We start from the raw sequence: 24745 nt of genomic DNA on the forward strand, positions 1-24745 counted from the left end.
GGATAGGCTCGCTCCGTGAGCGACCTTCCTGCAGCAGACACCACCACTCCGACCGAGACATCAGGATCCGCGCTGGTCATCGCGATCGATGGACCTTCCGGTAGCGGAAAGTCCAGCGTCTCCCGGCAGGTGGCCCACCGGCTGGGTCTGGACTACCTGGACACCGGAGCCATGTACCGGGCCCTGGCCTGGTGGTGCCTCGACCGGAAGGTCGATGTCGCCGACCATGGTGCAGTCTGGTCGGTGGCCCGCACGCTGCCCCTCGTCATGGGGACCGACCCACAAGCCCCGACGGTGCTGGTCGATGGTCAGGACATCGGGGAGGCCATCCGGGAGAGTGTCATCTCCACGGTGGTCTCGCGGGTCGCGACCAACCTGGAAGTGCGCTCCCAGATGGTGGCGATGCAGCGGCAGTACGTGGCGCAGGGCCGCCTCGGCCGGGGGATCGTGGCGGAGGGCCGGGATATCACCACGGTGGTGGCTCCGGATGCCGACGTACGGGTGTTGCTGACCGCCAGTGAGGAGGCCCGGTTGCGTCGCCGTGCCCGGCAGCTGCACGGTGATGCCGGTGCCGCGGCTGTCGAGTCGACTCGCGACCAGGTGGTCCGCCGGGACCGGGACGACTCCGCGGTGGCGCGTTTCATGGAGGCCGCGCCAGGGGTCACCTTGTTGGACACCTCCGACCTGACTTTCGAGGAGTCGGTCGCGGCAGTTCTGGCCATGGTGCCGGGCCGGGCACAATAGAGGGTGTCGCCCGACCGTTCGGACCCGGGCGTACCCCGATGAGTGAGGACGTAGCGTGACCAGCGACACCACCCCAGCCCCTGACGACGCGACGGTGACTGCCGCACTGCTGGCCGGACTGGAGGAATTCGAACTCGAGGAGGACGACCGTACGCTGCTCGCCGGTGGTGAAGCCTCAGACGGCTCCGACGACGAGGACGGCTCCGTCCCCGTGGTGGCGATCATCGGGCGACCCAATGTCGGCAAGTCGACCTTGGTGAACCGGATCATCGGGCGACGGGAGGCCGTCGTGGAGGACGTCCCGGGGGTCACCCGGGACCGGGTCGCCTATGACGCGGAGTGGACGGGGCGGAAGTTCACCCTGGTCGACACCGGCGGTTGGGAGGTCGACGCGAGCGGCATCCACCTGCGGGTCGCCGAACAGGCCGAGGTGGCCATCGAACTGGCCGATGCGGTGCTTTTCGTGGTGGATGCCACGGTCGGCGCGACCGACACCGACGAGGCCGTGGTGCGGCTGCTGCGCATGTCGGGCAAGCCGGTGGTCCTCCTGGCGAACAAGGTCGACGACCAGCGTGGCGAAGCCGATGCGGCGATGCTGTGGAACCTGGGCCTGGGGGAGCCGTGGCCGGTGTCGGCCCTGCACGGGCGGGGTACCGGTGACGCCCTGGACGCGCTCTTGGAGGTGCTCCCGGAGAAGTCGGCGGTGGCCGGCGCCTACCAGCGGGGCGGGCCCCGCAGGGTCGCTCTGGTGGGACGGCCCAATGTCGGTAAGTCGAGCCTGTTGAACAAACTTGCCGACGAGGAGCGGGTCGTCGTCGACGACATGGCCGGCACGACCCGTGACCCGGTCGACGAGTACATCGAACTGGGTGGGAAGACCTGGCGCTTCGTGGACACCGCCGGTATCCGCAGGCGGGTGCACCAGACTCGCGGGGCTGATTTCTACGCCTCGTTGCGGACTCAGACCGCACTGGAGAAGGCGGAGGTCGCCGTCGTCCTCATCGATGCGGGGCAGTCCATCGCCGAGCAGGACGTCCGCGTCGTGCAGCAGGTCATCGACGCCGGCCGGGCGCTGGTCATCGCCTACAACAAGTGGGACAACCTCGACGAGGAACGCCGCTACTACTTGGAGCGCGAGATCGAACGAGATTTCGTGCAGGTGCCCTGGGCGCCCCGGGTGAACATCTCAGCGCGCACCGGGAGGCACACCGACAAGCTTGTCCCGGCCCTGGAGACGGCCTTGGAGTCCTGGGACACCCGGATCCCCACGGGGCGGCTGAACGCCTTCCTGGGGGAGATCGTGGCCGGGCACCCGCACCCGGTGCGGGGCGGGAAGCAGCCGCGGATCCTGTTCGCCACGCAGGCGTCCACCCGTCCGCCGCGCTTCGTGGTCTTCGCGAGCGGCTTCATCGAGGCGGGCTACCGGCGCTTCCTGGAGCGGCGCCTCCGGGAGGAGTTCGGATTCGAGGGCACCCCGATCGAGATCTCCGTGCGCGTGCGGGAGAAGCGCCGCCGCAAGTAGACATGGCAGGGCGCTCTGCCTGGTCAAACCACATCCGGCGGGGGGATTCGTCTCCGCGTGCTGTTGTGCGGTAGGCTCTCTCTCGCTCAAGCATGAGTAGACCGGGACGTGGCGCAGCTTGGTAGCGCACTTGACTGGGGGTCAAGGGGTCGCAGGTTCAAATCCTGTCGTCCCGACGGTCTGAAGCCCTGGCGAGGAGAAATCCTTGCCAGGGCTTTTTCGTTATCCTGTGTGACGCGTCCTATGCCATGGGAGATGGCCCATCAGATGTGGGGTATCTCTTTCGGTAAAGAGATCGTTGCTGTAAAGGGTAGCGACCTCCATCCGGTCGGGGCAGCGGACACCGGCGATCAGTGATCGCCTCGCTCGCGGCGACATATGCCGGGGTCACCGGTGATGGCCACGCGACGTATGGCATGTTCCGTAGGCCGTCGGTCATCCAGATGGGCTAGTTGGCGCAGATTCCGCTTTCTGTGGTTTTACAGTGTCATCTGACGCTGGGGTCTCGCTGGGTGAAATAGTCGCGTAGTGCGGCAGCCTGGGAGATGAGTTGTTTATCGTAGTAACTTCCCGCGAACACCCCCACCGCCTTGGAAAGTAAGCTGTCCATGCTGAGCGTGAAGGAGGCTGTTTGGGTGCCATCACCATTAGCGCTCAGCGTAATGGTTTGAGTCATGGCGCCGTCCGAGTTCTCTGCCTTCCAGGAAATGCAGTCGGGCGAGTGATGTTCAGTAATAGTGATGTTGTTGCTCGCAAAAATTCCAGCCTTCACGGCGTATTCGCTCCCGTAATCTGCGCGGGCACCACTCTTGTATTCGACGGAATCGACGTCAGGCATCCACTCGGTCCACCGCTCAGGGTCTGAGATCACTTCCCATGCTGTCATCCGATCAACGGAAATGGTGACTGAGGTGCTGTGAACCATGATGCCTCCAATTCAGTGGAACAGTGATCCCGCGCGACATTGACATGGAGATCTCACACAACCCTAGCTCAGATGTTTCATCGGATGGCCTTCTGGGCATAGGGGCTCTTCCCAATTGATGGTGTAGGTCGGGCGGCCATCATGCGGCAGTAGGGGGTGGGCGCGTCGGTGCCGGGGTAGGCGTCGAGGCCTTCCGAGGATGAAGGTTCCTACACCAGCCATCCAAGAAGACCTCGACGTGCGCGACGCTACCTTCACCTGCCCTGATCTGGCCATGTTCACCGGCGTGAGCGACCTCGGCCTGATCATCACCGGCCAACGCCTTCTGCCCGACAAAGCGGTCCTGGACGAGGGCCGCCGGGTCCTGATCAGCGACCCCGCGCGGTTCGACGGGGTGCGGGTGATCGGCGTCGATGAGCACGTGTGGCGCCACACCCGCCGCGGGGACAAGTACGTCACCGTCGTCATCGACCTGACCCCGGTGCGCGAGGGCACCGGCCCGGCCCGGTTGCTGGACATGATCGAGGGCCGCTCCAAAGCGGTCTTCAAGACCTGGCTGACCGGCCGCGACCAGACGTGGCGCGACGGACTCGAGGTCGTCGCGATGGACGGGTTCACCGGGTTCAAGGCCGCCGCCGAAGAGATCCCGCAGGTGGTCGCGGTGATGGACCCCTTCCACGTCGTCCGCCTGGCCAGGGACGCACTGGACCGGTGCCGCCGCCGAGTCCAGCTGGACCTGCACGGCCATCGCGGATTCAAGGGCGACCCGCTCTACCAGGCCCGACAGACCCTGCACACGGGCGCTGACCTGCTCACCGAGAAACAGCAGACCCGCCTGGTCGCCCTGTTCGACAGGCCCGAGCATGTCGAGGTCGAAGCGACCTGGGGCATCTACCAGCGGATGATCGCCGCCTACCGCGACCCCGACCGCGCCAACGGGAAGAAACAGATACGAGCCGTCATCGACGCCCTCGAGGGCGGCGTTCCCCGCGCGCTCACCGAGCTCATCACGCTCGGGCGGACACTGAAGAAACACGCCGACGACGTCCTGGCCTTCTTCGACCGCCCCGGCACCAGCAACGGCCCCACCGAGGCCATCAACGGCCGCCTCGAACACCTGCGCGGGTCCGCCCTCGGCTTCCGCAACCTCACCCACTACATCGCCCGCAGCCTCCTCGAAGCCGGCGGGTTCAGACCCCGACTACACCCTCAATTCGGATGAGCCGGCATAGGGAGTAGGGCATGCGAGCGGCTTGCCCCCATCTCGGTCTGCACGCCATCGATGTCGGCCGCCAGGCCAGCCGACCATGCGACATCTACCTGGAGGAGTCAGGTTGTGCGCATCTTCCGGTAATACCGGCTTCGAGATACCTTGATTCCCGTGCTCTCTTCCACTAGGCCGCAGGCCTGATCTACTGGAATCTTTTCGTTATTTACTAGCTCAATCACCTGTTGAAGTGCATCGTCGATGTCCATCGGCTGAGGCTCGATCTTCGTCGCAGGATCGATTGATTCCATATGCATTTCATCCGTATCTGTGGCGACTCCAGAGATCCATTGTCCGGCAGCAAAAGCTGCTACCAAAGAAGGGTGACCTTCTCGGGATTCTCCAGTGTGAACGAGTAGATAACCGTCATCTACTACAAGGCGCGACCCTTTCTTGATGTCAAGAGTGCGTCCGTCTTTTAAAGAAACTCTCGTAGGCATCTGATTCTTTTCCTTGAGAGGCCGCAGGCTCAAAGCCCGTTGTTCCGGAATGCTGAAGCCCTGGCGAGGGGAAATCCTTGCCAGGGCTTTTTCGTGGGGCGTGGGACAGTGGCTGCGGTGACGGAGCGCCACCGCAGCCACTGCTCACGCCCGGTTGGTCAGATATCCACCCATGGAGGTGAAGTACTCTGCTGCTGGCAGCTCCCGTCCGTCCTCGGTGCGGACCCGGGTCACTGCCAGGCCGTGGTTGCGGCCGGTGCGGGCGTCGGCTCCGGCGACGATCACCACGCCGTCGCCTTCGCGGTAGAAGATGCGGCCGGGGGTGCCGCCGTAACGTCCCTCGGAGACGACGGCGGAGACGATCTCCAGGCGGGCGCCCCGGTGGAAGGTGAAAGCCGACGGGTACGGGGCGGATTGCGCCCGGACGAGACGTTCCAGCGCGTCGGCGGGCCAGGCCCAGTCGATGCGGATGTCCTCCTCGGCGCGTTTGTGGAAGAAGGTCGCCTGGGAGCGGTCCTGCGGGGTGAACTCGGTCTGCCCGGCAGCGATGATCTCGAGCGCGTCGAGGGTGGTCGGGGCGATCAGGTCGACTGTCTTGTGGAACAGGTCGGTGGCGGTGTCGGTGGGGCCGACGGCGACGGCGTGCTGGCTGACGATGTCGCCGGCGTCGAGCCCTTCGTTCATCATGTGTGCGGTGACTCCGACTTCGGATTCTCCGTTGATCAGAGCCCAGATCAGCGGAGAGAACCCGGCGTACTTGGGGAGCAGGGAGTCGTGGATGTTCAGCGTGCCGTGCCGCGGGAGGGTGTAGATGCGTGGGGGGATCCAGGTGCGCCAGTTGTTGGCGACGATGATGTCAGGGGAGACCTCGGCGAGTTGGTGGAACAGTCCGTCGTCGTCGGGGCGTTGTCGGATGACGACCGGGACGCCGTGTTCGGTGGCGAGATCGGCGACGGAGTCGCTCCAGATCCTCTCGTAGGCGTGATCGCTCTGGGGGTGGGTCACGACCATGACGACGTCGTGCTCCGAATCCAGCAGGGCCTTCAGGGTGCGATGACCCCAGGTTTGATAGCCGAACATGACGACCCGCATCGGGTTCCTCCTCGGAAGGGCAGCATGGCCAGGCGCCAGTAAAGCAAGGCTTACCTAACTTGCGCAATGGTCCGGGTGCCCTCTCGCGGGTCGTGCCGGGATAGTCTGCCTCCCCATGGGCGCAACACATCTCGACCGCCCGACGCGTCCCACGGCACTGGCTGCCCGACGGCGTCGGATCGTCGGACTGATCCTTCTCGTCGTCGGCCTCCTGGCCGTCACCGTGCTGTCCGTCATCACCGGCGCGCGCGCCCTGACTCTCGACGAAGTCCGCCAAGGGCTCTTCGCGCCACCGGATCCCGACCAGCGGGCCACCGAGATCAGGCTCATCGTCCAGAACGTCCGCGTGCCCCGGACCGTGCTCGCGATCGTCGCGGGGATCGCGCTGGGCGTCGGTGGCGCCCTGGTCCAGGGCTATACCCGCAATCCGATCGCCGATACCGGCCTGCTCGGGCTGAACAGCGGAGCCTCCTTCGCCGTGGTGTCCGCGATCTCCTTCCTCGGCTTCGCCAATCCTTTCCAGTACGTCTGGTTCGCGCTCCTGGGGGCGGCTGTCACCGGAGCGCTCGTCTTCGGTCTGTCCAGCATCGGGCGAGGGGCGGGCGACCCGTTGACCCTTGCGCTCACCGGTCAGGGCGTCGCCGTTTTCTTCGCTGCGATGACGACCGTGATCGCCCTGTCCGACCGGGAAGCCCTCAACGCTCTCCGGTTCTGGAATGCCGGATCGGTGGCCGGGGTCCCGTTCGACGTCATCTGGCCCCTGTCGTTGTTCATCCTGGCCGGTCTGGTGTTGGCGCTGGTCACCCTACCGGCGGTGAACCTGCTCACCATGGGCGACGACGTGGCCCTCGCGCTGGGGGTGAATCTCGCCCTCGTCCGGGCCGTCGGGATCCTCGCGATCACCTTGCTGGCCGGGGCGGCCACCGCTGCCTGCGGGCCCATCGCCTTCCTCGGGCTGATGGTCGCCCATCTCGCCCGTTATCTCGCCGGCCCCGACTACCGGTGGCTGGTGCCCTACGCGGGGCTGCTCGGCGGGTTGATCCTGCTGGTCTGCGACATCGTCGGGCGGCTGGTGGTGCAACCCGCCGAATTGGAAGCAGGGGTGCTCGTCGCCCTGATCGGGGCGCCCTTCTTCGCCGTGCTGGTCCGACGTGGAAAGTTCACGAACGCATGAATCCGACAACGAGATCGGCCGTGATGCCCGGCGTACGACTCGGCCGGCTGTCCTTCGTGTGGCGACCCCGGATGGTCCTGGTCACGGCGCTCTTGGCCGCGGCGACCTTCCCGGTGTTCTGCCTGTCCATCACCCTGGGGGACTTCTCGCTGACCTTCTCCCAGGTGGTCTCCGTGCTCCTCGGTGAGGGCGAGCGGGTCGACCGTTTCGTGGTCATGGACCTGCGGATGCCTCGGGCGCTGGCCGGGCTCGTCGTCGGTGCTGCGCTCGGCCTCTCCGGCGCCTTGACCCAGTCACTCGCCCGTAACCCACTGGCCAGCCCGGACATCCTGGGGGTGACCGGCGGTGCCAGCATGGTCGCAGTCTTCCTGGTGACCGTCTCCGGGGGAGCCTCCACCGTGATCGCCGGGGCCATCGGCCTGTCGGCAGCGGCGCTCGTCGGCGGTCTGGGGACCGGTCTGCTGGTGTACCTCCTGGCTTGGCGGAAGGGTATCGACGGTTTTCGGCTCATCCTCATCGGGATCTCGGTGAGTGCGGTGACCCAGGCGATCACCACCTGGCTGCTGACCACCGCCGACATCCGGGATGTGGCGCGCGCCCAGGCCTGGCTGGTGGGGTCGCTGGACAACCGGTCCTGGGACGAGGTCTCGCTGGCCGCTTGGGGAGCCCTCGGGCTGACGGTCGTCGTCGCCGTGGTGTCCTTCGAGCTGAAGCCCTTGCACCTGGGTGATGACGTGGCGGCCGGGCTCGGGGTACGTCATGGGATGGTGCGGGCTGTTCTCCTGCTGTGTGCGGTGCTCTTGGCCGGTGTCGCGGTGAGTGCGGCCGGGCCGGTGCCCTTCGTGGCACTGGTCGCGCCGCATGTGGCGCGGCGTCTGACACGATCTCCGGTCCCGCCGCTCGTCGCCTCCTGCGCGGTGGGTTCGTTGTTGCTGATCGGGGCGGATCTGGTGGCTCGTACGGCTCTGCCGATCGTGCCCCCGGTGGGTGTGGTCACCGCCGCGGTCGGTGGCCCTTTCCTCGTATACCTGCTGGTGCGGGCGAACCGCCGATAGATGCTAAGTTTTAGGTAAGCCTAAGCATATTTCACTGTCGTTGCAGAGGGGTGGACGTGGTCGTTCAGTTCTCCGTCGGGACCCCGCCCCGGACAGGTGGTGACCCACGCCTGGCGGCCAGGGGGATCACCGTCGGTTACGGCGAACGGGCCGTCATCGACGACCTGGAGGTGTCGATCCCCTCGGGGGTGGTGACGACCATCATCGGGCCCAACGGGTGTGGCAAGTCCACCCTGTTGCGCACCTTGGCGCGGCTGCTGAAACCGACGAGTGGTTCGGTCGTGCTCGACGGGGAGGACATCGGCCGGCTCAAGACCAGGGATGTGGCGAAGAAGCTCGGGCTGCTTCCCCAGTCGCCGACCGCGCCGGAAGGCCTCACCGTGGCAGATCTCGTGGCGCGGGGCAGACACCCTCATCAGAGTTGGCTGCGGCAGTGGTCGGCGGATGATGCCGTCGTCGTGGAGCGGGCACTGGAGATGACCGGGATCTCCGACCTGGGGGGCCGGGCCGTGGACACGCTCTCCGGGGGGCAACGGCAGCGAGCCTGGATCTCGATGACCCTCGCGCAGGGCACCGACCTGTTGCTGCTCGACGAACCCACCACTTACCTGGACCTGGCGCACGCCGTCGATGTCCTCGATCTGGTCGACGACCTGCGTGCCTCGGGTCGGACTGTCGTCATGGTGCTGCACGACCTGAACCTGGCCGCCCGGTACAGCGACAACTTGATCGTGATGAAGGCGGGTTCGATTCTGGCCCAGGGCCACCCGGCGGATGTGGTGACTGTCGAGCTGCTCCGTGAGGCCTTCGGCCTGCACGCCGAGGTGATTGCCGACCCGGTGGGGGGGCGTCCGCTCGTCGTGCCGATCGGGCGAGCCCACGTAGGACTCCCGAAGGAGAACGCCCTTATTTAGGTGAGCCTAACCTTAGTTGAACAAGGTAGGATCGTCCTGCTCTTCCCACAGGGCACCATCGGCCAGCACGAAAGCAAGGTACTTCGGATGCGTCACGACAGCACGACACCCCGCAAGCCATGGCGCCGCCTAGCGGCGACCGCCTCCGCTCTGGCCCTCGGCATGGGCCTCCTCGTCGGATGCGGCACCGCAGCCAAGGACAAGAAGGACGACGGGGCGAAGTCCTCCGCCGCAGGCACCTTCCCCGTCACGGTGGAACACACCTTCGGCTCCACCACGGTCTCCAAAGCCCCCCAGCGCGTCGTCACCGTCGGCTACACCGACGACCAAGCCGTCCTCGCCCTGGGTATCAAACCGGTCGGCATGGTCGACCAGTACAAGAACCCGGCAGGCAAGAGCCCGGACATCAACACCCAATGGCCCTGGGTGAAAGACAAGTGGGGAGACACCAAACCCGAGGTCGTCATGACCAACGGAGACCCCGGCCCCAACTTCGAGAAGATCGCCTCCCTACGACCCGACCTGATCATCGCGGTTTACTCCGAGATCGACGACGCCGCCTACGGCAAGCTCTCCCAGATCGCCCCCACCGTCGGCCGGACCAAAGCCGAGAAGAAACCCTTCAGCGCGCCCTGGCAGGACAATGCCGTCCACATCGCCAAAGCGCTCGGTCAGGAGAACGAAGGCAAGAAACTGATCCAAGGCATCCAGGACAAACTCGACACAGCCAAGAAGAAGCACCCCGAGTTCGCCAACCAGACCGCGGTCGCCCTGTCCTGGTACAAGGGAGCAGCCGCACCCTTCACCACCACCGACGTCCGCAGCCAGCTCCTGACCGGGATGGGCTTCAAAGGACAGACCGAGATCGACAAGATCGCCGGAGAGAAATTCTTCACCCCGCTCTCCCCGGAACGGATGGACCTCATCGACGTCGACCGCGTCTTCGTCATCAACGACCAAGAGGACACCGACGCGCTGAAGAAGTACGACCTCTTCGCCAACCTCAAGGTCACCAAGAACAACAAGGTCGCCTACCTGCTCGACAGCGAAGGACCCGCCGTCGGCGCCGCGATGTCCCAATCCACGCTGCTCTCCCTGCCGTACGCCATCGACCAGGTCGTCGCAGCAGCAGCCAAGTAAGAAGCGAGTACCCCAGGACATGAGCGTCGCCCCGGACGTCCTACGCACGACCACCGGCCGGGAAGCGACCCGTTGGGTCCTCGACCACTGCCGCAGCAGACCGTGGCTGAGCACCGCGACCGTGCTCACCACAGTGACCGGGGCGACACTCCAGATCCTCCCGGTACTACTGCTCAGCAGAGTGATCGACATCGTGACCAGGGGCGAGCCGAGCTCGGCCCTGGTCACGGTCGGCATCGTGATGTTCTCCGCCGTCCTGCTCGGCGCGCTGGCCACAGCGGCCTCCACCTACCTGATCGGCAAACTCGGCGCCGACCTGCTCGCCGACCTCCGCGAAGGAGCCGTCCGGACCGTCCTGGGACTGCCCAGCTCCCGGATCGAACAAGCCGGGCACGGCGACGTCCTCTCCCGGGTCGGCGACGACGTCGCCATCCTCTCCAAAGGCATCCGCACCGCCGTCCCCACCGTGCTCTCCGCGGGTGTCCTGGTCACCGTCGCCACCATCGGCATGTTCGGGCTGGACTGGCGACTCGGCCTCGCCGGATCCTGTGCCCTGTTCGCCTACGCCTCGGCGCTGCGCTGGTACCTGCCCCGATCCGCACCCCTCTACCGGGAACAACGAATCGCGCAGGCCGACCGGGCCCAAACACTGATCAGCGCACTCAACGGCATCCACACCGTACGGGCCTACCAGCTGGAGAACACCTTCCAGGACAAGGTCGCCCACGACTCCTCCCGCGTGAAAGACCTCGGGATCGAAGTCTTCCGCTTCTTCGGACGATTCGTCGGCCGGGAGAACCGCGCAGAGTTCGTCGGACTGACCGCGATCCTCGTCACCGGACACCTCCTCGTGAGCGCCGAGGCAACCAGCATCGGCGCGGTCGCCGCCGCACTCCTGGCCTTCCACCGGCTCTTCACCCCGCTGGGATCGATCATGTTCACCTTCGACGAGGCCCAGAAATCGGGGGCAAGCCTGACCCGGCTCGTCGGAGTGCTTGCAGAATCTCGCGGGGAACGCCTGGTCGGCGCACCGGACGGTGACGCTGCGCAGCCGTCATCGTGCCCGGTCACCGTCGACGCAGTGAGCTTCACCTACCCCGGGACCGACCATCCGGTGCTCCACGAGATCACGTTGACGATCCCGGCCGGGGGGTCACTGGCACTGGTGGGAGCGACCGGAGCCGGTAAAACCACGCTGGCCGCACTCGTCGCCGGCATCGGCACCCCCGACACCGGAAGCGTGCACATCGGCTCCACCGACCTGTCCGAGGTGGACGAGGCCACCGCCAGATCCCTGGTGAGCGTCCTGACACAGGAGACGCATCTCTTCTCCGGGACCCTGGCCGACGACCTGCGCCTGGCGGCACCGGAAGCCGACGACTCGACCCTGCTCAGCGCTCTGCAACTCGTCGGAGCCGACGACTGGGTCGAGACACTGCCCGACGGGCTGTCCACCCTGATCGGCGAAGGCGGGGAACACCTGGACGGAACCAAGACGGCCCACATCGCCCTGGCCCGGCTGGTCCTGGCGCGCACCCCCGTCGTCGTGCTCGACGAATCCACCGCCGAGGCCGGCAGCGAAGGGGCCTCCGCCTTGGAGCGGGCCGCGCTCGCAGCCTGCGCCGGGCGGACCTCGCTGTTCGTGGCCCATCGGTTGACCCAGGCGGCTACCGCCGACCGGATCGCCGTCCTGGACGCGGGACGGATCGTCGAAGAGGGGACACATGACGAACTCGTCGCAGCGGGCGGACGTTACGCCGAGCTTTGGCAGGCCTGGCAAGGCCGAACTTAGGTAACCCTAAGTTAGGGTGGCTCTGAATTGACGCCGCGGAAGGATGTCGCCTTCATGATGGAACCGAGCATTCACCCCCTCGAGATCTCAGCCACCCACCTCAGCGCCGTCAGACGCCGCACCGGTGACTACGCGGATCGCACCATCGCCGAAGCCTGTCGCATCGGCCTGACCTACTGGGCGACCGGGCACAGCCCACAAGGACTCGAACTCACCCCCGCCACCCCGTTCACCGACCTCCTCGGCTGGACCGACACCAGGCCCGCGCAGAACGGGAACCTCAACGGCGATGCTTCGAACAGCTTCCAGATCGACGTCCCCCACGGCGTTCACCACCGCGACGCCCAACTCGCCCTCGACGACCTCGCCGACTTCCCGAACCGCCCCCTCGGCACCATCAGCCCCACCACCCCGGCCGAACGGCTCCACACCTTGGCCACCTGGAATGACACCACGACAGACCGGAAGCGACCGACCATCGTCGACATGTTCCGGGCCCAAGCGGAACGACGCCCCGAGGCCGTCGCCGTCACCGACGAACACCGCTCCCTGACCTACCGCGAAACCGCAGACCTGTCCGCCCAACTCGCCCACCACATCGTCGAACACGGACTCACTGCCGAAGACACCGTCGGGGTCTCACTCACCCGCTCCGCCGACATGGTCATCGGGCTGCTCGCCATCCTGCAAGCCGGCTGCGCCTTCGTCCCCCTCGACCCCCACTGGCCCGCCACCCGCCGAGCCGATGTCATCGCCGACGCAGGCATCACCCTGCAACTCAACGACACCGGCGAACATCACCCCGCCGAACCCTCCGCACTCGCCGTCGACCTCGACGACTGGCAGTACGGGCACCACCCCACCAGCCATGTCGACACCACCATCCACGGCAACTCCCTGGCCTACGTGATCTTCACCTCCGGATCCACCGGCCGCCCCAAAGGGGCGATGATCCGCCACGAAGCGATCAGCGAACGGCTGCTCTGGCAGATCGACGAGATCCTCGGCTTCGGCGACGACGACGCCTCCCTGTTCAAAGCACCGCTCTCCTTCGACATCTCCATCAACGAGATCTTCCTGCCCCTGGTGAGCGGCGGCCGACTCGTCGTCCTACGACCCGGCGGAGAACGCGACCCCCACCACCTGCTCGACGTCATCGACACACACCGGGTCACCTTCACCTACCTCGTCTCCTCCATGCTGGACATCCTCCTGGAGATCTGCGGAGACTCGACGAAACTCGACAGCCTCAGACACGTGTGGTGTGGCGGCGAAGTCCTCACCCCGGAGCTCTACGAACGCTTCCGCACCCGACTCGACATCCCCATGTACCACGGCTACGGACCCGCCGAAGCAACCATCGGTGTCTCCCACGTCATCTACCGCGGAACAGCTGAACGCCGCTCGACCTCCATCGGCCGGGCCAACCCCAACACCCAGCTGTACGTCCTCGACGACGAACTCCGCCCGGTCCCCACCGGCGTCTGCGGCGAACTGTACGCCGGAGGATTCCTCCTCGGCCGCGGGTACGTCGGCGCCCCCGCCCTGACCGCCACCCGATTCGTGGCCAACCCTTTCGCCGACGACGGAAGCCGCCTGTACCGCACCGGTGACCTCGCCCGCTACCGCGCAGACGGCTCCCTCGACTTCCTCGGCCGAGCCGACAACCAGGTCAAGATCCGCGGCATGCGACTCGAACTCGAAGACGTCGAAGCCGGTCTCGCCGCACACCCCGGAATACGACACACCTGCGTCGTCACCCGGCAGAACAGCGCCGGCGGTACCTACCTCGTCGGATACGTGATCCCCGCCGCAGGACACGAGCAGACGACCCCCGAGGAGATCAAGGCCTGGGCCGAACAACACCTGGTCGAATACATGGTGCCCGCTCACCTCGTCGTCCTCCCGGAGTTCCCCCTCACCGCCAACGGCAAGATCGACCGGAACGCGCTGCCCGACCCCGCCCCCACGACGCACACCCACATCAAGGCCGCCACCGACCACGAACGTGCCGTCTGCGCCGCTGCCGCAGCCGTCCTACGCCTCGAGGACACCGGCCCCGAACAGGACTTCTTCCGACTCGGCGGCGACAGCATCCTCGCCATCTCCCTGCTGAGCACCCTCCGCGAGGCCGGACTCCACACCACCGTCGGCCAGATCTTCGCCAGCCCCACCCTCGGCGCACTCGCCGCCACGGTCAGCAGCGAAGCCCGAACCCGGACAGACCCCGACGACATCGCCACCGGCACAGTCACCGGATCACCCATCCTGCGATGGCTCGGCCACACCACCGACGCGGTCGACGGCTTCGTGCAGTCGATCGTCCTCAACACCCCGGACGAACTGACTGCCGAAGGCCTCGACACCGTCCTGCGCGCCGTCCTCACCCGACACCACATGCTGCGTGCCCGACTCGTCCGCGGCAACCACTGGGCCTTCGAGATCCCCACCGACGACCAGGTGCTCACCTGCTGGGAGGAGAGCGACCGGCCCCTCGACGAATGCGTCAGCCTCGCCACCGCAGCGCTCGACCCCGACCACGGCGTGATGCTCCGCGCCGTCTGGCGGCGTGCCGCCCGCCAACTGGTCGTCGTCATCCATCACGTCGTGATCGACGGAGTGTCCTGGCGGATCCTCACCGACGACCTCGCCGCCGCCTGGCGGCAGTACCGCAACGACTCGACGATCGAACTGCCTGCCACCGGCACCTCGTTCAGACGCTGGACCCAACTCCTGGCGGCCGCCGACTTCGACGAAGACCGCGCCTACTACGAACGACCCCTGCCTCACCCCGACCAGCCCCTGGGGCGGCGCGCCCTGTCCGACACCGACACCGTGGCGAACGAAAAACAACGGGCCGTAGCCCTCGCCGCCGAGGCCACCACCACGCTGTTGACCCGGACCCCCGCCCTCTTCCACACCGGCGTCAATGACGTCCTGCTGACCGGGCTCGCCGTAGCCCTCGCCCGCTGGCGTCGTGACCGAGGCCAGGCGCAGACCTTCGCGCACATCGAGTTGGAAGGACATGGCCGGGAAGAACGCCATGTCGCCGGTGCCGGCGGTGTCGAGACCGACCTGTCACGTACGGTCGGTTGGTTCACGACGCTCTTCCCGGTGGTCGTGGATCCGGGCCGGGCAAGCGACTTCACCTCCGCCGGATATCTCGCCTCCGCACTGGTCGCCGTGAAGGAGGATCTCGCCGAGGTACCGAACAAGGGCTTGTCCTATGGCGCACTCCGCCACCTGTCCGGTCTGGACACCACCTCGTCCGCACCGCAGGTCCTGTTCAACTACCTGGGCCGTTTCGACGCCGGAACGTCCGACGCCTGGCAAGCCGCGCAGGCCACCGAACAGCTCGGAGAACGCCGCGACCCATGTATGCGCCTGCCCCGGGCCCTGGAGTTCAACGCCATCGTCGAACCAGGCTCCTCCGGTGACTACGAACTGGTCACCACTCTTTCCTGGCCCGACGGCCTGTTCACCGACGCTGACGTGGATGCTCTCAGCAGGTATTACCAGGAGGCGCTCCTCGGGCTCGCCGCACTCGAACAGGGCGCTCATTCGCCCAGCGACTTCCCTCTGGTCCGACTCAGCCAGCAGGATGTCGACGTCCTCGACAGCCCCACCCTGCGCAACATCCTGCCGTTGACTCCACTCCAGGAAGGTCTGTACTTCCACTCGGTCTTCGACGACGACTCCACCGACAGCTACGTCGAGCAGCAGGTCCTGAACCTGGCCGGGGAGATCGACGTCGAGCGGCTGGCAGCGGCAGCGAACCGCTTGTTCGACCGGTATCCGAACCTGGCTGCGCGCTTCGTCGCATTGGCGGACGGCCGGGTCGTTTCCGTCTGGGAGGAGGGCGTCGAGGTGCCCTTCGTCACGGTCTCCCGCCCCGGACTGACCGACGAAGAGATCCACGACTACGCCGAACGCGACCGCACCTCCGGTTTCGACCTGGCAGTAGGGCCGCCGATGCGATTCGTCCTGTTCCTCGACCCGGAGTCCTCCCGCAAGGTCCTGGTGCAGACCGTCCATCACATCGTCGCCGACGGCTGGTCGGTGCCGCCGATGCTCCGCACGCTGTTGGCCGAGTACCACGAGCCGGGAAGTACCCCCACGCGAGGAGGATTCGCCGACTACGTCGGTTGGCTCGCTAATCGGGACACCGCCGCGGCCGATCAGGTGTGGGCAGCCGAACTCGACGGGCTCCCCAGCCCTTCCCTGGTGGCCGAAGGGCATATCGCCTCCAGCGCCTTCGCCGACGTCTGTGTCGAGCTGACCGCTGACCTCGAGGCCGCCGCCCGGGTGGCCGGTGTGCCCCTCAGTGTTGCCGTGCACAGCGCCTGGGCACTGACCCTGGGCGGGATCCTGCACTCCGAGGATGTCGTCTTCGGTTCGACCGTCTCCGGACGTGACGCCGACGTCCCCGGCATTGAGGACATGGTCGGACTGTTCATCAACACCATCCCGTTGCGAGCGCGATGGGCAGGCGAGCACACTGTCGGGGAGCTGCTGTCCGCTGTCCGTGAGCAGCAGAGCAGGACCCTGCCGCATCAGCATGTGTCTCTGGCTCGGATCAGTCGCCGGGTCGGTGCCGGGTCGCTGTTCGACACTCTCGTCGTCTTCGACATGGCCACCGAGGTGAGTGAGCTCCGCCGTCCCGGTGACACTCTCGTCGTCACCGATGTCGTCAACGAGGGGGCACCGCACTATCCGTTGACCCTGGTCGTGGGGCGTGCCGCCGACGGTGGTCCGCTCCTCACCCTGATCTACGACAGCGTGCTCCTGCGGGAAGGCCACGCCGGGGCGCTCCTGCGCCGGTTCTCCCAGGTGCTCACTGCCGTGCTGGGCTGTCCCGACAGGTTGATCAGCGATCTGCCGGCGGCGCCGACGAGGCTGCCCTGTGCGATCGAACCGGTCACTCTCGGAGAGTTGTTCGATGCTGCCGCGACTCGAGACCCATTGGCGACCGCCGTCACCCAATGTTCTCTCGACGGGCGTACCCACTCCTTGACCTACGACGAGCTGGCCGACGCCAAGAACGAGCTGGCCGATCTTCTCCGTGCGTGCGGTGTCGGGCCCGGGCGCAGGGTGGCCGTCGCCTTGCCGCGGGCCGTCGAGCAGGTGGTGGCCCTGGTGGCCGTCGTCAGCGCGGGTGGCGCCTATGTTCCCTTGGACACGGCCTATCCGGACGACCGGCTGATCTATGTGCTCAGTGACTCCGCGCCTCAGGTGGTCCTGGTCGCCCCGGAGCACAAGGAACGCTTCGCGGGTCTGCTCGAGCGTTCCGGGGTCGAGGCGCGGCTCCTTGTCACCGGGGAGGAGACTCTCGACGCGGAGGATCTTGCCGTGCCGGGCAGGTCCGAGTCGGGCTGGCATGATCCTGCCTACGTGATCTACACCTCGGGCTCGACCGGTCGACCCAAAGGTGTGGTCGTCACCCACTCCAGCGTGGTGACCCTGTTGGCCAACACCCAACCGGACATGAACTTCGGACCCGACGACGTATGGGTCCAGTTCCATTCATACTCATTTGATTTCGCGGTCTGGGAGCTGTGGGGATCGCTGGTGTACGGCGGTGAGCTGCTCGTGCCGGACTACGGGCTCACCCGCTCCCCGATGGACTTCCACCGCCTCGTACGGGACCGCGCAGTGACCGTCCTCAACCAGACACCCTCAGCCTTCTACCGTTTCGTCGAAGCCGATCGGCACGCCGGGGAACCGCTGCCCGCGCTGCGCCGGGTCATCTTCGGAGGAGAAGCTCTCGACCTCGATCGACTGCGTGACTGGGTCGACCGCCATGGCACCACTTCACCAGAACTGGTCAACATGTACGGCATCACCGAGACCACCGTGCACGTGACCCACCGAGTGTTGACCGACGAGGACTTCGCTTCCGAGGAGACGACCAGCCCCATCGGTGGACCGATCCCCGGCCTGACCGTCCACCTGCTGGATGACCGACTGCGGCCGGTGCCCCCCGGCCGGGTCGGCGCGATCTACGTGGCCGGTGCCCAGGTGTCAGCGGGCTACCTGGGCCGGCCCGCCCTCACCTCGGGGCGCTTCGTCGCCGACCCCTTCGCCGGGGACGGCTCCCGGATGTACCACACCGGTGACCTGGCCCGCCGTACTCTCAGCGGCGAACTCGAATTCACCGGCCGCGCCGACGACCAGGTCCAGCTCAAGGGATTCCGCGTCGAACTCGGCGAGGTCGAATCGGTGATCAGAGCCGTCGACGGCGTCGTGGACGTGGCCGTCACCGTTGCAGACACCGGCGACCACCTGGTGGCGCACCTGGTGGGTCGAGCCGCACCGGACCTCGCCGAGCGGCTGGCCACCACACTGCCCACCCACATGATCCCCGGACGCTTCCTGACCGTGGACGCCCTGCCGTTGACCGTCAACGGGAAACTCGACCGCGAAGCCTTGACCAGGAATGCGGCGCAGGAACCTGCGCGGTCGGCCGCCACCGGATCCGTGCTCGGCACACTGATCGACATCTTCGCCCACACCCTGGGACACCCCGATACGGACGCGGACACCGATTTCTTCGCCGCCGGCGGCGACAGCATCGTCGCGATCACCGTGGTCAACCGGGCCAGAGCGAACGGACTGTCGATCACCCCCCGCGACCTGTTCCTGTTCAAAACACCTGCCGCGCTGGCCGATCAGCTCGCAGAACGCGGGACACCGGTCGAGGCCCCGGGGCCGGTCACCCTCTCGTCCTGCCGCGAGGACGGCCCGGTGCCGCTCACGCCGATCATCCTCCGGCAGCGCGAACTGGGCGGCGAGCTGCGTGCCTTCGCCCAAGCCCGAGTCGTCCCGGTGGAAGAAGGGACCAACCGCCTCGACGTGGAACGTGCCGCGCGGGCCGTGATCGCCGCACACCCCGCGCTGCGGATACGTCTGGACATCGACCACGGGGTGTGGTCCCTGCGCACCGCACCTCCCGGTGAACCCACCGTGATCGATACGGACGCCTGCGATGCCGCCACCGCGGCGAAGGAAGCCGCTCGACGACTTGACCCCCACGACGGCGACACCGTCGTCTTCAGCTGGTCGGCGACCACCCGGACCCTGGTGTTCGTCGTCCACCATCTCGCCGTCGATGCCGTGTCCTGGCTGATCCTGCTGGAGGACATCGCCGCAGCGCTCCGTGGCGAACCACTCGCCCCGACGACCACCCCCTACGCCGAGTACGCCGAGGCACTCACCGTCAGCGCGGCCACCGCAGCCGGTGACCTGGGACATTGGCGCGAGGTCCTCCAGGCACCCCCCTTGGTCGGCGAACTCGGTGAACTGCGTGAGATCACTGTCACGCTCGACCCGAAGGCCAGCGAACGAGTGCTCGGTCTCGCCCCCTCCTCGTACGGCATCGCACTGACCGAACTACTGTGCGGCGCACTACGAGTCGCGCTGACCCATGTGCAGACATCACCCGGCGACCTGGCGGTCGACCTGGAAAGGCACGGCCGGGTCGCCGTACTCGAAGGACACGACTACACCCGTACGGTCGGCTGGTTCACCGCCATCGCCCCGGTGCGGCTCACCGCCCACACCGACCCGGTGGCGGCCGCCCGTGAGGTGACCGAACGAGAACCCGACGAGACCGGCCACGTCACCTACGGGCAGCTGCGCTACCTGAACCCCCAGACAGCGCCCCTGCTGACCACACACGCCCAGGTGCTCTTCAACTATCTGGGGCGTGGCAGCGAGGCACAGGCTCTTCCCACCGGCGATCCGGTGGTCGGCAGCCCGTACGCCGTCGAGGTCAATGCCTGGATCGAAGCATCCACCGGCGCAGTGAAAGCGACCTTCACCCTCGCCGAGGAGATCCCCGACGAGATCACCGAACACTGGTTGCAAGCGCTGCAGTCCATCGCGGACGAGGCGACGACCGCTGAACGCATCGCACCGGTGGGTCCCCTCCAACGCGGCCTGTACTTCCAGGCCCAGATGGCCGGTACCACCGGAGGCTATGTCGCGCAGAACTACTTCGGTTTCGAACGACAGCTCGACCCCGCAGCCCTGTCCACGGCGATGTCTGCAGTGATCGCCAGACATCCCGCCATCGGCGCAGGTTTCGGCACCGACCGGGACGGCGAACCGGTACAGATCCTCAGCCCGGACCGTCAGGTCGACATCCGCACGGTCGAAGTCGCCGACGACGCAGAACTGGAGACCCTGCGCATCGCTGACCGGCGGACGGCCTTCGACCTGACCGACCCACCGTTGATCAGGCTGACCGTGGTGCATTTCCCGGACGGCCGGGACGGGCTGATCCTCAGCTACCACCTGCTGCTCTGGGACGGCTGGTCCCGGGAGATCGTGTTGCGGGACCTGTTTGCCGCGTACGAATCTGCTCTCACCGGAGAACAACCGGATCTCGGACCGGCCGCACCGGCTTTCGAGGAGTACGCGCGCGCCGCCGCAGCCGTGGACCGTACACCTTCGGAACGCTTCTGGGCGGAGCATCTTGCCGCGTTGTCCGGCCCCACCCTGCTGGCAGGCCCGGAGCCCGCGTTGTTGACCGATCTGCCGCCCGCGCTCGTGCGCACCCTGTCCGTCGAACAGACCACAGCTCTTCACGAGGCAGCCAGAGCCCATGGGGTCACGCTGAATTCCCTCCTGGCCGGGGCTTTCGGACTCTTCCTCGGTGCCTACACAGGTCGCCATGACGCCGTCTTCGGGGTGACCGTCTCCGGGCGGGATGGTGAAGGTCTCTCCGAGATGGTCGGTGTCCTGCTTAACACCGTGCCCATGTGGACCCGGGCCAGGCCCGAGTACACGGTCGGGGAGTACCTGTCGACGGTACAGGCGTCCCGGGTCGAGGCCATGGGTCACGAGGACCTGGGTCTGGGCGAGATCCAACGGGCGAGCGGCCACGACATCCTGTTCGACAACCTGTTCGTCTTGCAGAACTTCCTGGACGTGGACGCGCTGGAGGAGATGAACGCCCGGCACGGCATCGCCGAGGTCCGGGCCGACGATTCCACGCACTACCCGTTCACCTGGGTCGTGACGCCGGGCGACCGGATCACGATCAAGGTGGAGCCTCGAAGCCTCTGCGGATTCGAGGCCGACCGTCTCCTCGACGACTACGTCCGGACGCTCACCGAGCTGGCCGCTGCCACCGGTCAGCTCGGAGCCTTGCCGGGTCTGGCCCGCTCACCCGAGGGCGCGGTGCGCACGGAGGTCGGTACGGACACCGTCGTCGACCGGTTCGACCAGGCCGCTGACCGGAACCCTGAACGGATCGCGCTCGTCGCCGGCTCGCGACAGATGACCTTCGGCGAGCTTCGCGACCGTAGCCGGGCCCTGGCCGGGGTGCTCGTGGCGCGGGGGATCGGCGTCGAGGACACCGTGGGCATCGCGATCCCGCGATCGGTGGACTCGATCGTGGCCCTGTTCGCCGTGCTACGGACCGGTGCAGCCTATGTGCCGCTGGAACTGGACCATCCGGACGAGCGGATCGCCGTGATCGTCGACGACGCCCGACCGGACGTGGTGCTCACCGTCAGCGATGTCTCGTCACGGTTGACCGGCGATCTGATCGAGCTGGACCGTCCGCTGCCGCCGGCCGAGCCCTTCGTGACCTTCTCGCCGGACGACCCGCAGCGGCTACGTCATGCCGCGTACACGATCTACACCTCCGGCTCCACCGGTAGGCCCAAGGGCGTCGTGACCGAATACGCAGGGTTGACCAATATGTTGATCAACCATCAGCGTCGGATCTTCGAACCGGTGCTGGCCGAGCACGATCACCGGGTCTTCCGCGTCGCCCACACCGTCTCCTTCGCCTTCGACATGTCCTGGGAAGAACTGTTGTGGCTGGCAGACGGACACGAGGTGCACATCTGCGACGAGGACCTGCGACGTGACGCCCCCGGACTGGTCGCGTACTGCCGTGAACATCGGATCGACGTGGTCAATGTGACGCCGACCTATGCGCAGCAGCTGCTCTCCGAGGGGCTGCTCGACGAGCCTGCAGAACGACCGGCGCTGGTCCTCCTGGGTGGTGAAGCGGTCACCCCGGCCTTGTGGCGGAGGCTGGCCGAGACGGAAGGGACTGTCGGGTACAACCTGTACGGGCCCACCGAGTACACGATCAACACCCTCGGAGCGGGGACCTTCGAGTGCCTGGACCCGGTCGTCGGAGTGCCGATCGACAACACCGACGTGTACGTGCTCGACCACTGGCTGCGTCCGGCACCGGACGGCGTGCCCGGGGAGCTGTACGTCGCAGGGATCGGCATCGCCCGGGGGTATCTCGGTCAACCTGGCCAGAGCGCACACCGGTTCGTGGCCTCGCCCTTCGGTCGGCCCGGTGAACGCATGTACCGCACCGGTGACCTGGTGGTCCGTCGCCCTGACGGGAACCTGATGTACCTGGGGCGTACCGACCAACAGGTGAAGATCCGTGGGCATCGGGTCGAACTCGGCGAGGTCGAGGCAGCATTCTCGGTGCATCCCGCAGTGCGATTCGTCGCAGCAGTGGCTCAGCTCGACCCACAGGTCGACGGGGCTCACCGCTTGGCGGCCTATCTTGTCCTGGACGGTGCCGAGCTGTCCGCTGTGGCTGCGCAGGTCGGGGCCGGGTTGCCGGACTTCATGTGCCCGACGCACTACGCCCAGGTCGAGGAGATCCCGTTGACAGTGAACGGTAAGGCGGACACGGCTGCTCTCCCCGAGCCGAGGCCGCTGGGAGCGCTGTCCTCGGCGGGGGAGCGGGGCCCGAACACCGCGACGGAGACCGTCGTGTGCGAGTTCTTCGCAGAGACTCTCGACCTGGACGAGGAGGACGTGAGTGCGGTGGGTGACTTCCTGGCCCTCGGCGGGCACTCGATGTCGGCGATCCGACTGGTGGGCTTGCTCCGTCGGGAGTTCGGCGCGGTGATCACCATCCGGGATCTGCTGTACTTGCGCACCCCTGAAGCGATCGCCCGGCATATCGATGACCGTGGCTGAGGTCCAGGAGAGGCCACGGACCGGGTCAGCCGTCCTGGCGACGGCGATCCGTCGGAATATCGGCGCGGTCGCTGGGGGCACGGCTCTGATGTGTCTCTACCAGGCCGGTGAGACCTCCTTGCCGATCGTGCTCGGCCGGATCGTCGGGAATCTCGCCGGTGACCGGAGCCTGACTGCGCTCGCCTTGTCGGTGGTGGCCTTGGCGGTGACCATCTCGACGGTCTCCTTGTCATGGCGTTTCGGGATGCGCATCTTGCAGAAGGCGAATACGACCGAGGCGCACCGGTGGCGGGTGGAGGTTGCTGCGTGTGGGCTTCGGCCGGTGGCGGTGGACGCCGAGGTGAAGTCGGGGGAGATGTTGGTCATCGCCACCGAGGACGCGGATCAGGCGGCGGATATCGTCGAAGTGGTGCCGATGATGATCAGTGCTCTGGTCTCGTTGGCGATCGCGACGATCGCCTTGAGCGTGGCGAGTCTGTGGCTCGGGGGCCTGGTCATGGTGGGGACCTTCGTGATCCTCTCGGTGCTCAGCGTGCTGTCGACCCGGATCGGGGCGAGCACCAAGGAACAGCAGGTCAAGGTCGCCCGTGCCGGGGCGAAGGTGGCCGATCTGATCGCCGGTCTGCGTCCGTTGCACGGTTTCGGTGGCAATCATGCGGCTTTCCTGTCCTATCGCGGCGTGAGCACCGAGGCGAGGTGGCAGGCGATCACGGTGGCCCGGGTCAATGGTGTCTATGCCGGTACGGCTTTGGCGTTGAATGCTTCGTTGGCATCTGCGGTGACCTTGTCGGCGGGATGGATGGCTCTCGACGGGCGGATAGGTGTCGGGGAGCTGGTCATGGCGGTGGGCTTGGCGCAGTTCATCATGGAGCCGCTCCGGTTGTTCTCGGAGATGCCCAAGTACGTGATGGTGGCGAGGGCGTCGGCGGAGCGGATGGCGTCGGTGCTCTCGGGTCAGCCGGTGGAGGAGTCGCGGGCGGGGAGTCCGCTTCCGGGGGGTGGGCTCGAGGTCGACGGTGTGGGTCACCGGACGTTGCGTGGTGTGTGCTTGTCCGTTCCTCCTGGTGGTTTCGTCGCGATCGCGGCTGTTCGGCCGCAGATGGCCGCCGAGCTGATGTCGATCCTTTCCCTGCAGGTCGCTCCGGGCGGATACGAGGGTGTGGTGCGGGTCGGGGGTACGCCGTTGGCGGAGCTGCCGGTCTCGGTGACACGTCAGTATCTTCTGGTGAATCCGCACAGCGGGGAGATCTTCGCCGGGACGCTCCGTTCGAATATCGATCCGTCGGGGAGGAGCGGGTCGGTGTCGGAGGCGGTGTCGGCGTCGATGCTGACCGATGTCGTGGCCTCGCACCCTGAGGGGCTCGATTACGAGGTGCGTGATCGAGGGGCGAATCTGTCCGGAGGGCAGCGTCAGCGGCTGTCCTTGGCTCGGGCTCTGGCGGCTGAGGCAGAGATCTTGGTTCTGCACGATCCGACGACAGCGGTGGACGCGGTGACCGAGCAGCGTATTGCGCGTCAGGTGGCGCAGCTGCGCCGGGGCCGTACGACCATCGTCTTCACCACGAGCCCGGCGTTATTGGATGTCGCAGACCGGGTGTTCGTGCTCGATGAGGGGGTGTTGACGGCGGAAGGCACCCATCGTGAACTGCTGGCCGGCGACGAGTCCTATTCCTCGATGGTGACTCGGTGATCATGTGGTCGGCAGCAGCCAG

The 24745-nt window shown here is 66.7% G+C and carries 12 protein-coding genes, 1 tRNA gene and 1 pseudogene; 11 read left to right on the top strand and 3 right to left on the bottom strand.

Annotated features, from left to right (window positions below; translation table 11 throughout):
* Positions 1-15: 15 nt before the first annotated feature.
* From cmk to DX923_RS06375, 3 genes are all read left to right on the top strand, one after another.
* On the top strand, positions 16-744 hold the full coding sequence (gene cmk, locus DX923_RS06365) for a (d)CMP kinase (RefSeq protein ID WP_116113513.1): 729 nt from the start codon (positions 16-18) through the stop codon (positions 742-744).
* 55 nt (positions 745-799) lie between these two features.
* Complete coding sequence (gene der, locus DX923_RS06370; protein WP_116113514.1) at positions 800-2266, top strand: ribosome biogenesis GTPase Der; 1467 nt, start codon at positions 800-802, stop codon at positions 2264-2266.
* 102 nt (positions 2267-2368) lie between these two features.
* Positions 2369-2442 (top strand) — tRNA-Pro (locus DX923_RS06375).
* 311 nt (positions 2443-2753) lie between these two features.
* Here the strand turns inward: DX923_RS06375 and DX923_RS06380 are convergent.
* Positions 2754-3191 (bottom strand): SRPBCC family protein, encoded by a 438-nt coding sequence (locus DX923_RS06380; RefSeq protein ID WP_116113516.1) that lies wholly within the window; start codon positions 3189-3191, stop codon positions 2754-2756.
* A 337-nt stretch (positions 3192-3528) separates the two neighbouring features.
* Here DX923_RS06380 and DX923_RS06385 point away from each other — a divergent pair.
* A pseudogene (locus DX923_RS06385) lies at positions 3529-4413 on the top strand (ISL3 family transposase); the annotation flags it as partial.
* Positions 4414-4520: 107 nt separating this feature from the next.
* Here the strand turns inward: DX923_RS06385 and DX923_RS16135 are convergent.
* Together DX923_RS16135 and DX923_RS06395 are read right to left on the bottom strand one after the other, a co-directional pair.
* Positions 4521-5039 (bottom strand): hypothetical protein, encoded by a 519-nt coding sequence (locus DX923_RS16135; protein WP_162872820.1) that lies wholly within the window; start codon positions 5037-5039, stop codon positions 4521-4523.
* Between the two features lie 3 nt (positions 5040-5042).
* Positions 5043-5990 carry a methionyl-tRNA formyltransferase gene (locus DX923_RS06395; RefSeq protein ID WP_116113519.1) on the bottom strand — a complete coding sequence of 316 codons (948 nt, stop codon included), beginning with the start codon at positions 5988-5990 and terminating at the stop codon, positions 5043-5045.
* Between the two features lie 115 nt (positions 5991-6105).
* Here DX923_RS06395 and DX923_RS06400 point away from each other — a divergent pair, with 115 nt between their 5' ends.
* From DX923_RS06400 to DX923_RS06430, 7 genes are all read left to right on the top strand, one after another.
* Positions 6106-7164 carry a FecCD family ABC transporter permease gene (locus DX923_RS06400; protein ID WP_116113521.1) on the top strand — a complete coding sequence of 353 codons (1059 nt, stop codon included), beginning with the start codon at positions 6106-6108 and terminating at the stop codon, positions 7162-7164.
* Complete coding sequence (locus DX923_RS06405) at positions 7161-8219, top strand: FecCD family ABC transporter permease (RefSeq protein WP_116113522.1); 1059 nt, start codon at positions 7161-7163, stop codon at positions 8217-8219. The genes DX923_RS06400 and DX923_RS06405 overlap by 4 nt, the downstream gene beginning before the upstream one ends.
* 56 nt (positions 8220-8275) lie before the next feature.
* Positions 8276-9133: an ABC transporter ATP-binding protein gene (locus DX923_RS06410; protein WP_116113524.1), complete on the top strand. Its 858-nt coding sequence runs from the start codon at positions 8276-8278 to the stop codon at positions 9131-9133.
* Between the two features lie 87 nt (positions 9134-9220).
* Positions 9221-10273 (top strand): iron-siderophore ABC transporter substrate-binding protein, encoded by a 1053-nt coding sequence (locus tag DX923_RS16920; RefSeq protein WP_116113526.1) that lies wholly within the window; start codon positions 9221-9223, stop codon positions 10271-10273.
* A 19-nt stretch (positions 10274-10292) separates the two neighbouring features.
* Entirely contained in the window at positions 10293-12065 is a 1773-nt protein-coding gene (locus DX923_RS06420) for an ABC transporter ATP-binding protein (protein ID WP_116113527.1), read from the top strand.
* A 54-nt stretch (positions 12066-12119) separates the two neighbouring features.
* Positions 12120-23033: a non-ribosomal peptide synthetase gene (locus DX923_RS06425; RefSeq protein ID WP_116113529.1), complete on the top strand. Its 10914-nt coding sequence runs from the start codon at positions 12120-12122 to the stop codon at positions 23031-23033.
* On the top strand, positions 23020-24723 hold the full coding sequence (locus DX923_RS06430) for an ABC transporter transmembrane domain-containing protein (RefSeq protein ID WP_116113530.1): 1704 nt from the start codon (positions 23020-23022) through the stop codon (positions 24721-24723). The genes DX923_RS06425 and DX923_RS06430 overlap by 14 nt, the downstream gene beginning before the upstream one ends.
* The last annotated feature ends 22 nt before the right edge of the window (positions 24724-24745 follow it).

The sequence above is a fragment of the Austwickia chelonae genome, from assembly GCF_003391095.1.
GTDB classification, from domain to species: Bacteria; Actinomycetota; Actinomycetes; order Actinomycetales; family Dermatophilaceae; genus Austwickia; species Austwickia chelonae_A.

Excerpts from the sequence above, each read along its gene's own strand:
- DX923_RS06380 (WP_116113516.1), bottom strand. The coding sequence starts at position 3,191 with ATGGTTCACAGCACCTCAGTCACCATTTCCGTTGATCGGATGACAGCA.
- DX923_RS06395 (WP_116113519.1), bottom strand. The coding sequence starts at position 5,990 with ATGCGGGTCGTCATGTTCGGCTATCAAACCTGGGGTCATCGCACCCTG.
- DX923_RS06400 (WP_116113521.1), top strand. The coding sequence starts at position 6,106 with ATGGGCGCAACACATCTCGACCGCCCGACGCGTCCCACGGCACTGGCT.
- DX923_RS06405 (WP_116113522.1), top strand. The coding sequence starts at position 7,161 with ATGAATCCGACAACGAGATCGGCCGTGATGCCCGGCGTACGACTCGGC.
- DX923_RS16920 (WP_116113526.1), top strand. The coding sequence starts at position 9,221 with ATGCGTCACGACAGCACGACACCCCGCAAGCCATGGCGCCGCCTAGCG.
- DX923_RS06420 (WP_116113527.1), top strand. The coding sequence starts at position 10,293 with ATGAGCGTCGCCCCGGACGTCCTACGCACGACCACCGGCCGGGAAGCG.
- DX923_RS06425 (WP_116113529.1), top strand. The coding sequence starts at position 12,120 with ATGATGGAACCGAGCATTCACCCCCTCGAGATCTCAGCCACCCACCTC.
- DX923_RS06430 (WP_116113530.1), top strand. The coding sequence starts at position 23,020 with ATGACCGTGGCTGAGGTCCAGGAGAGGCCACGGACCGGGTCAGCCGTC.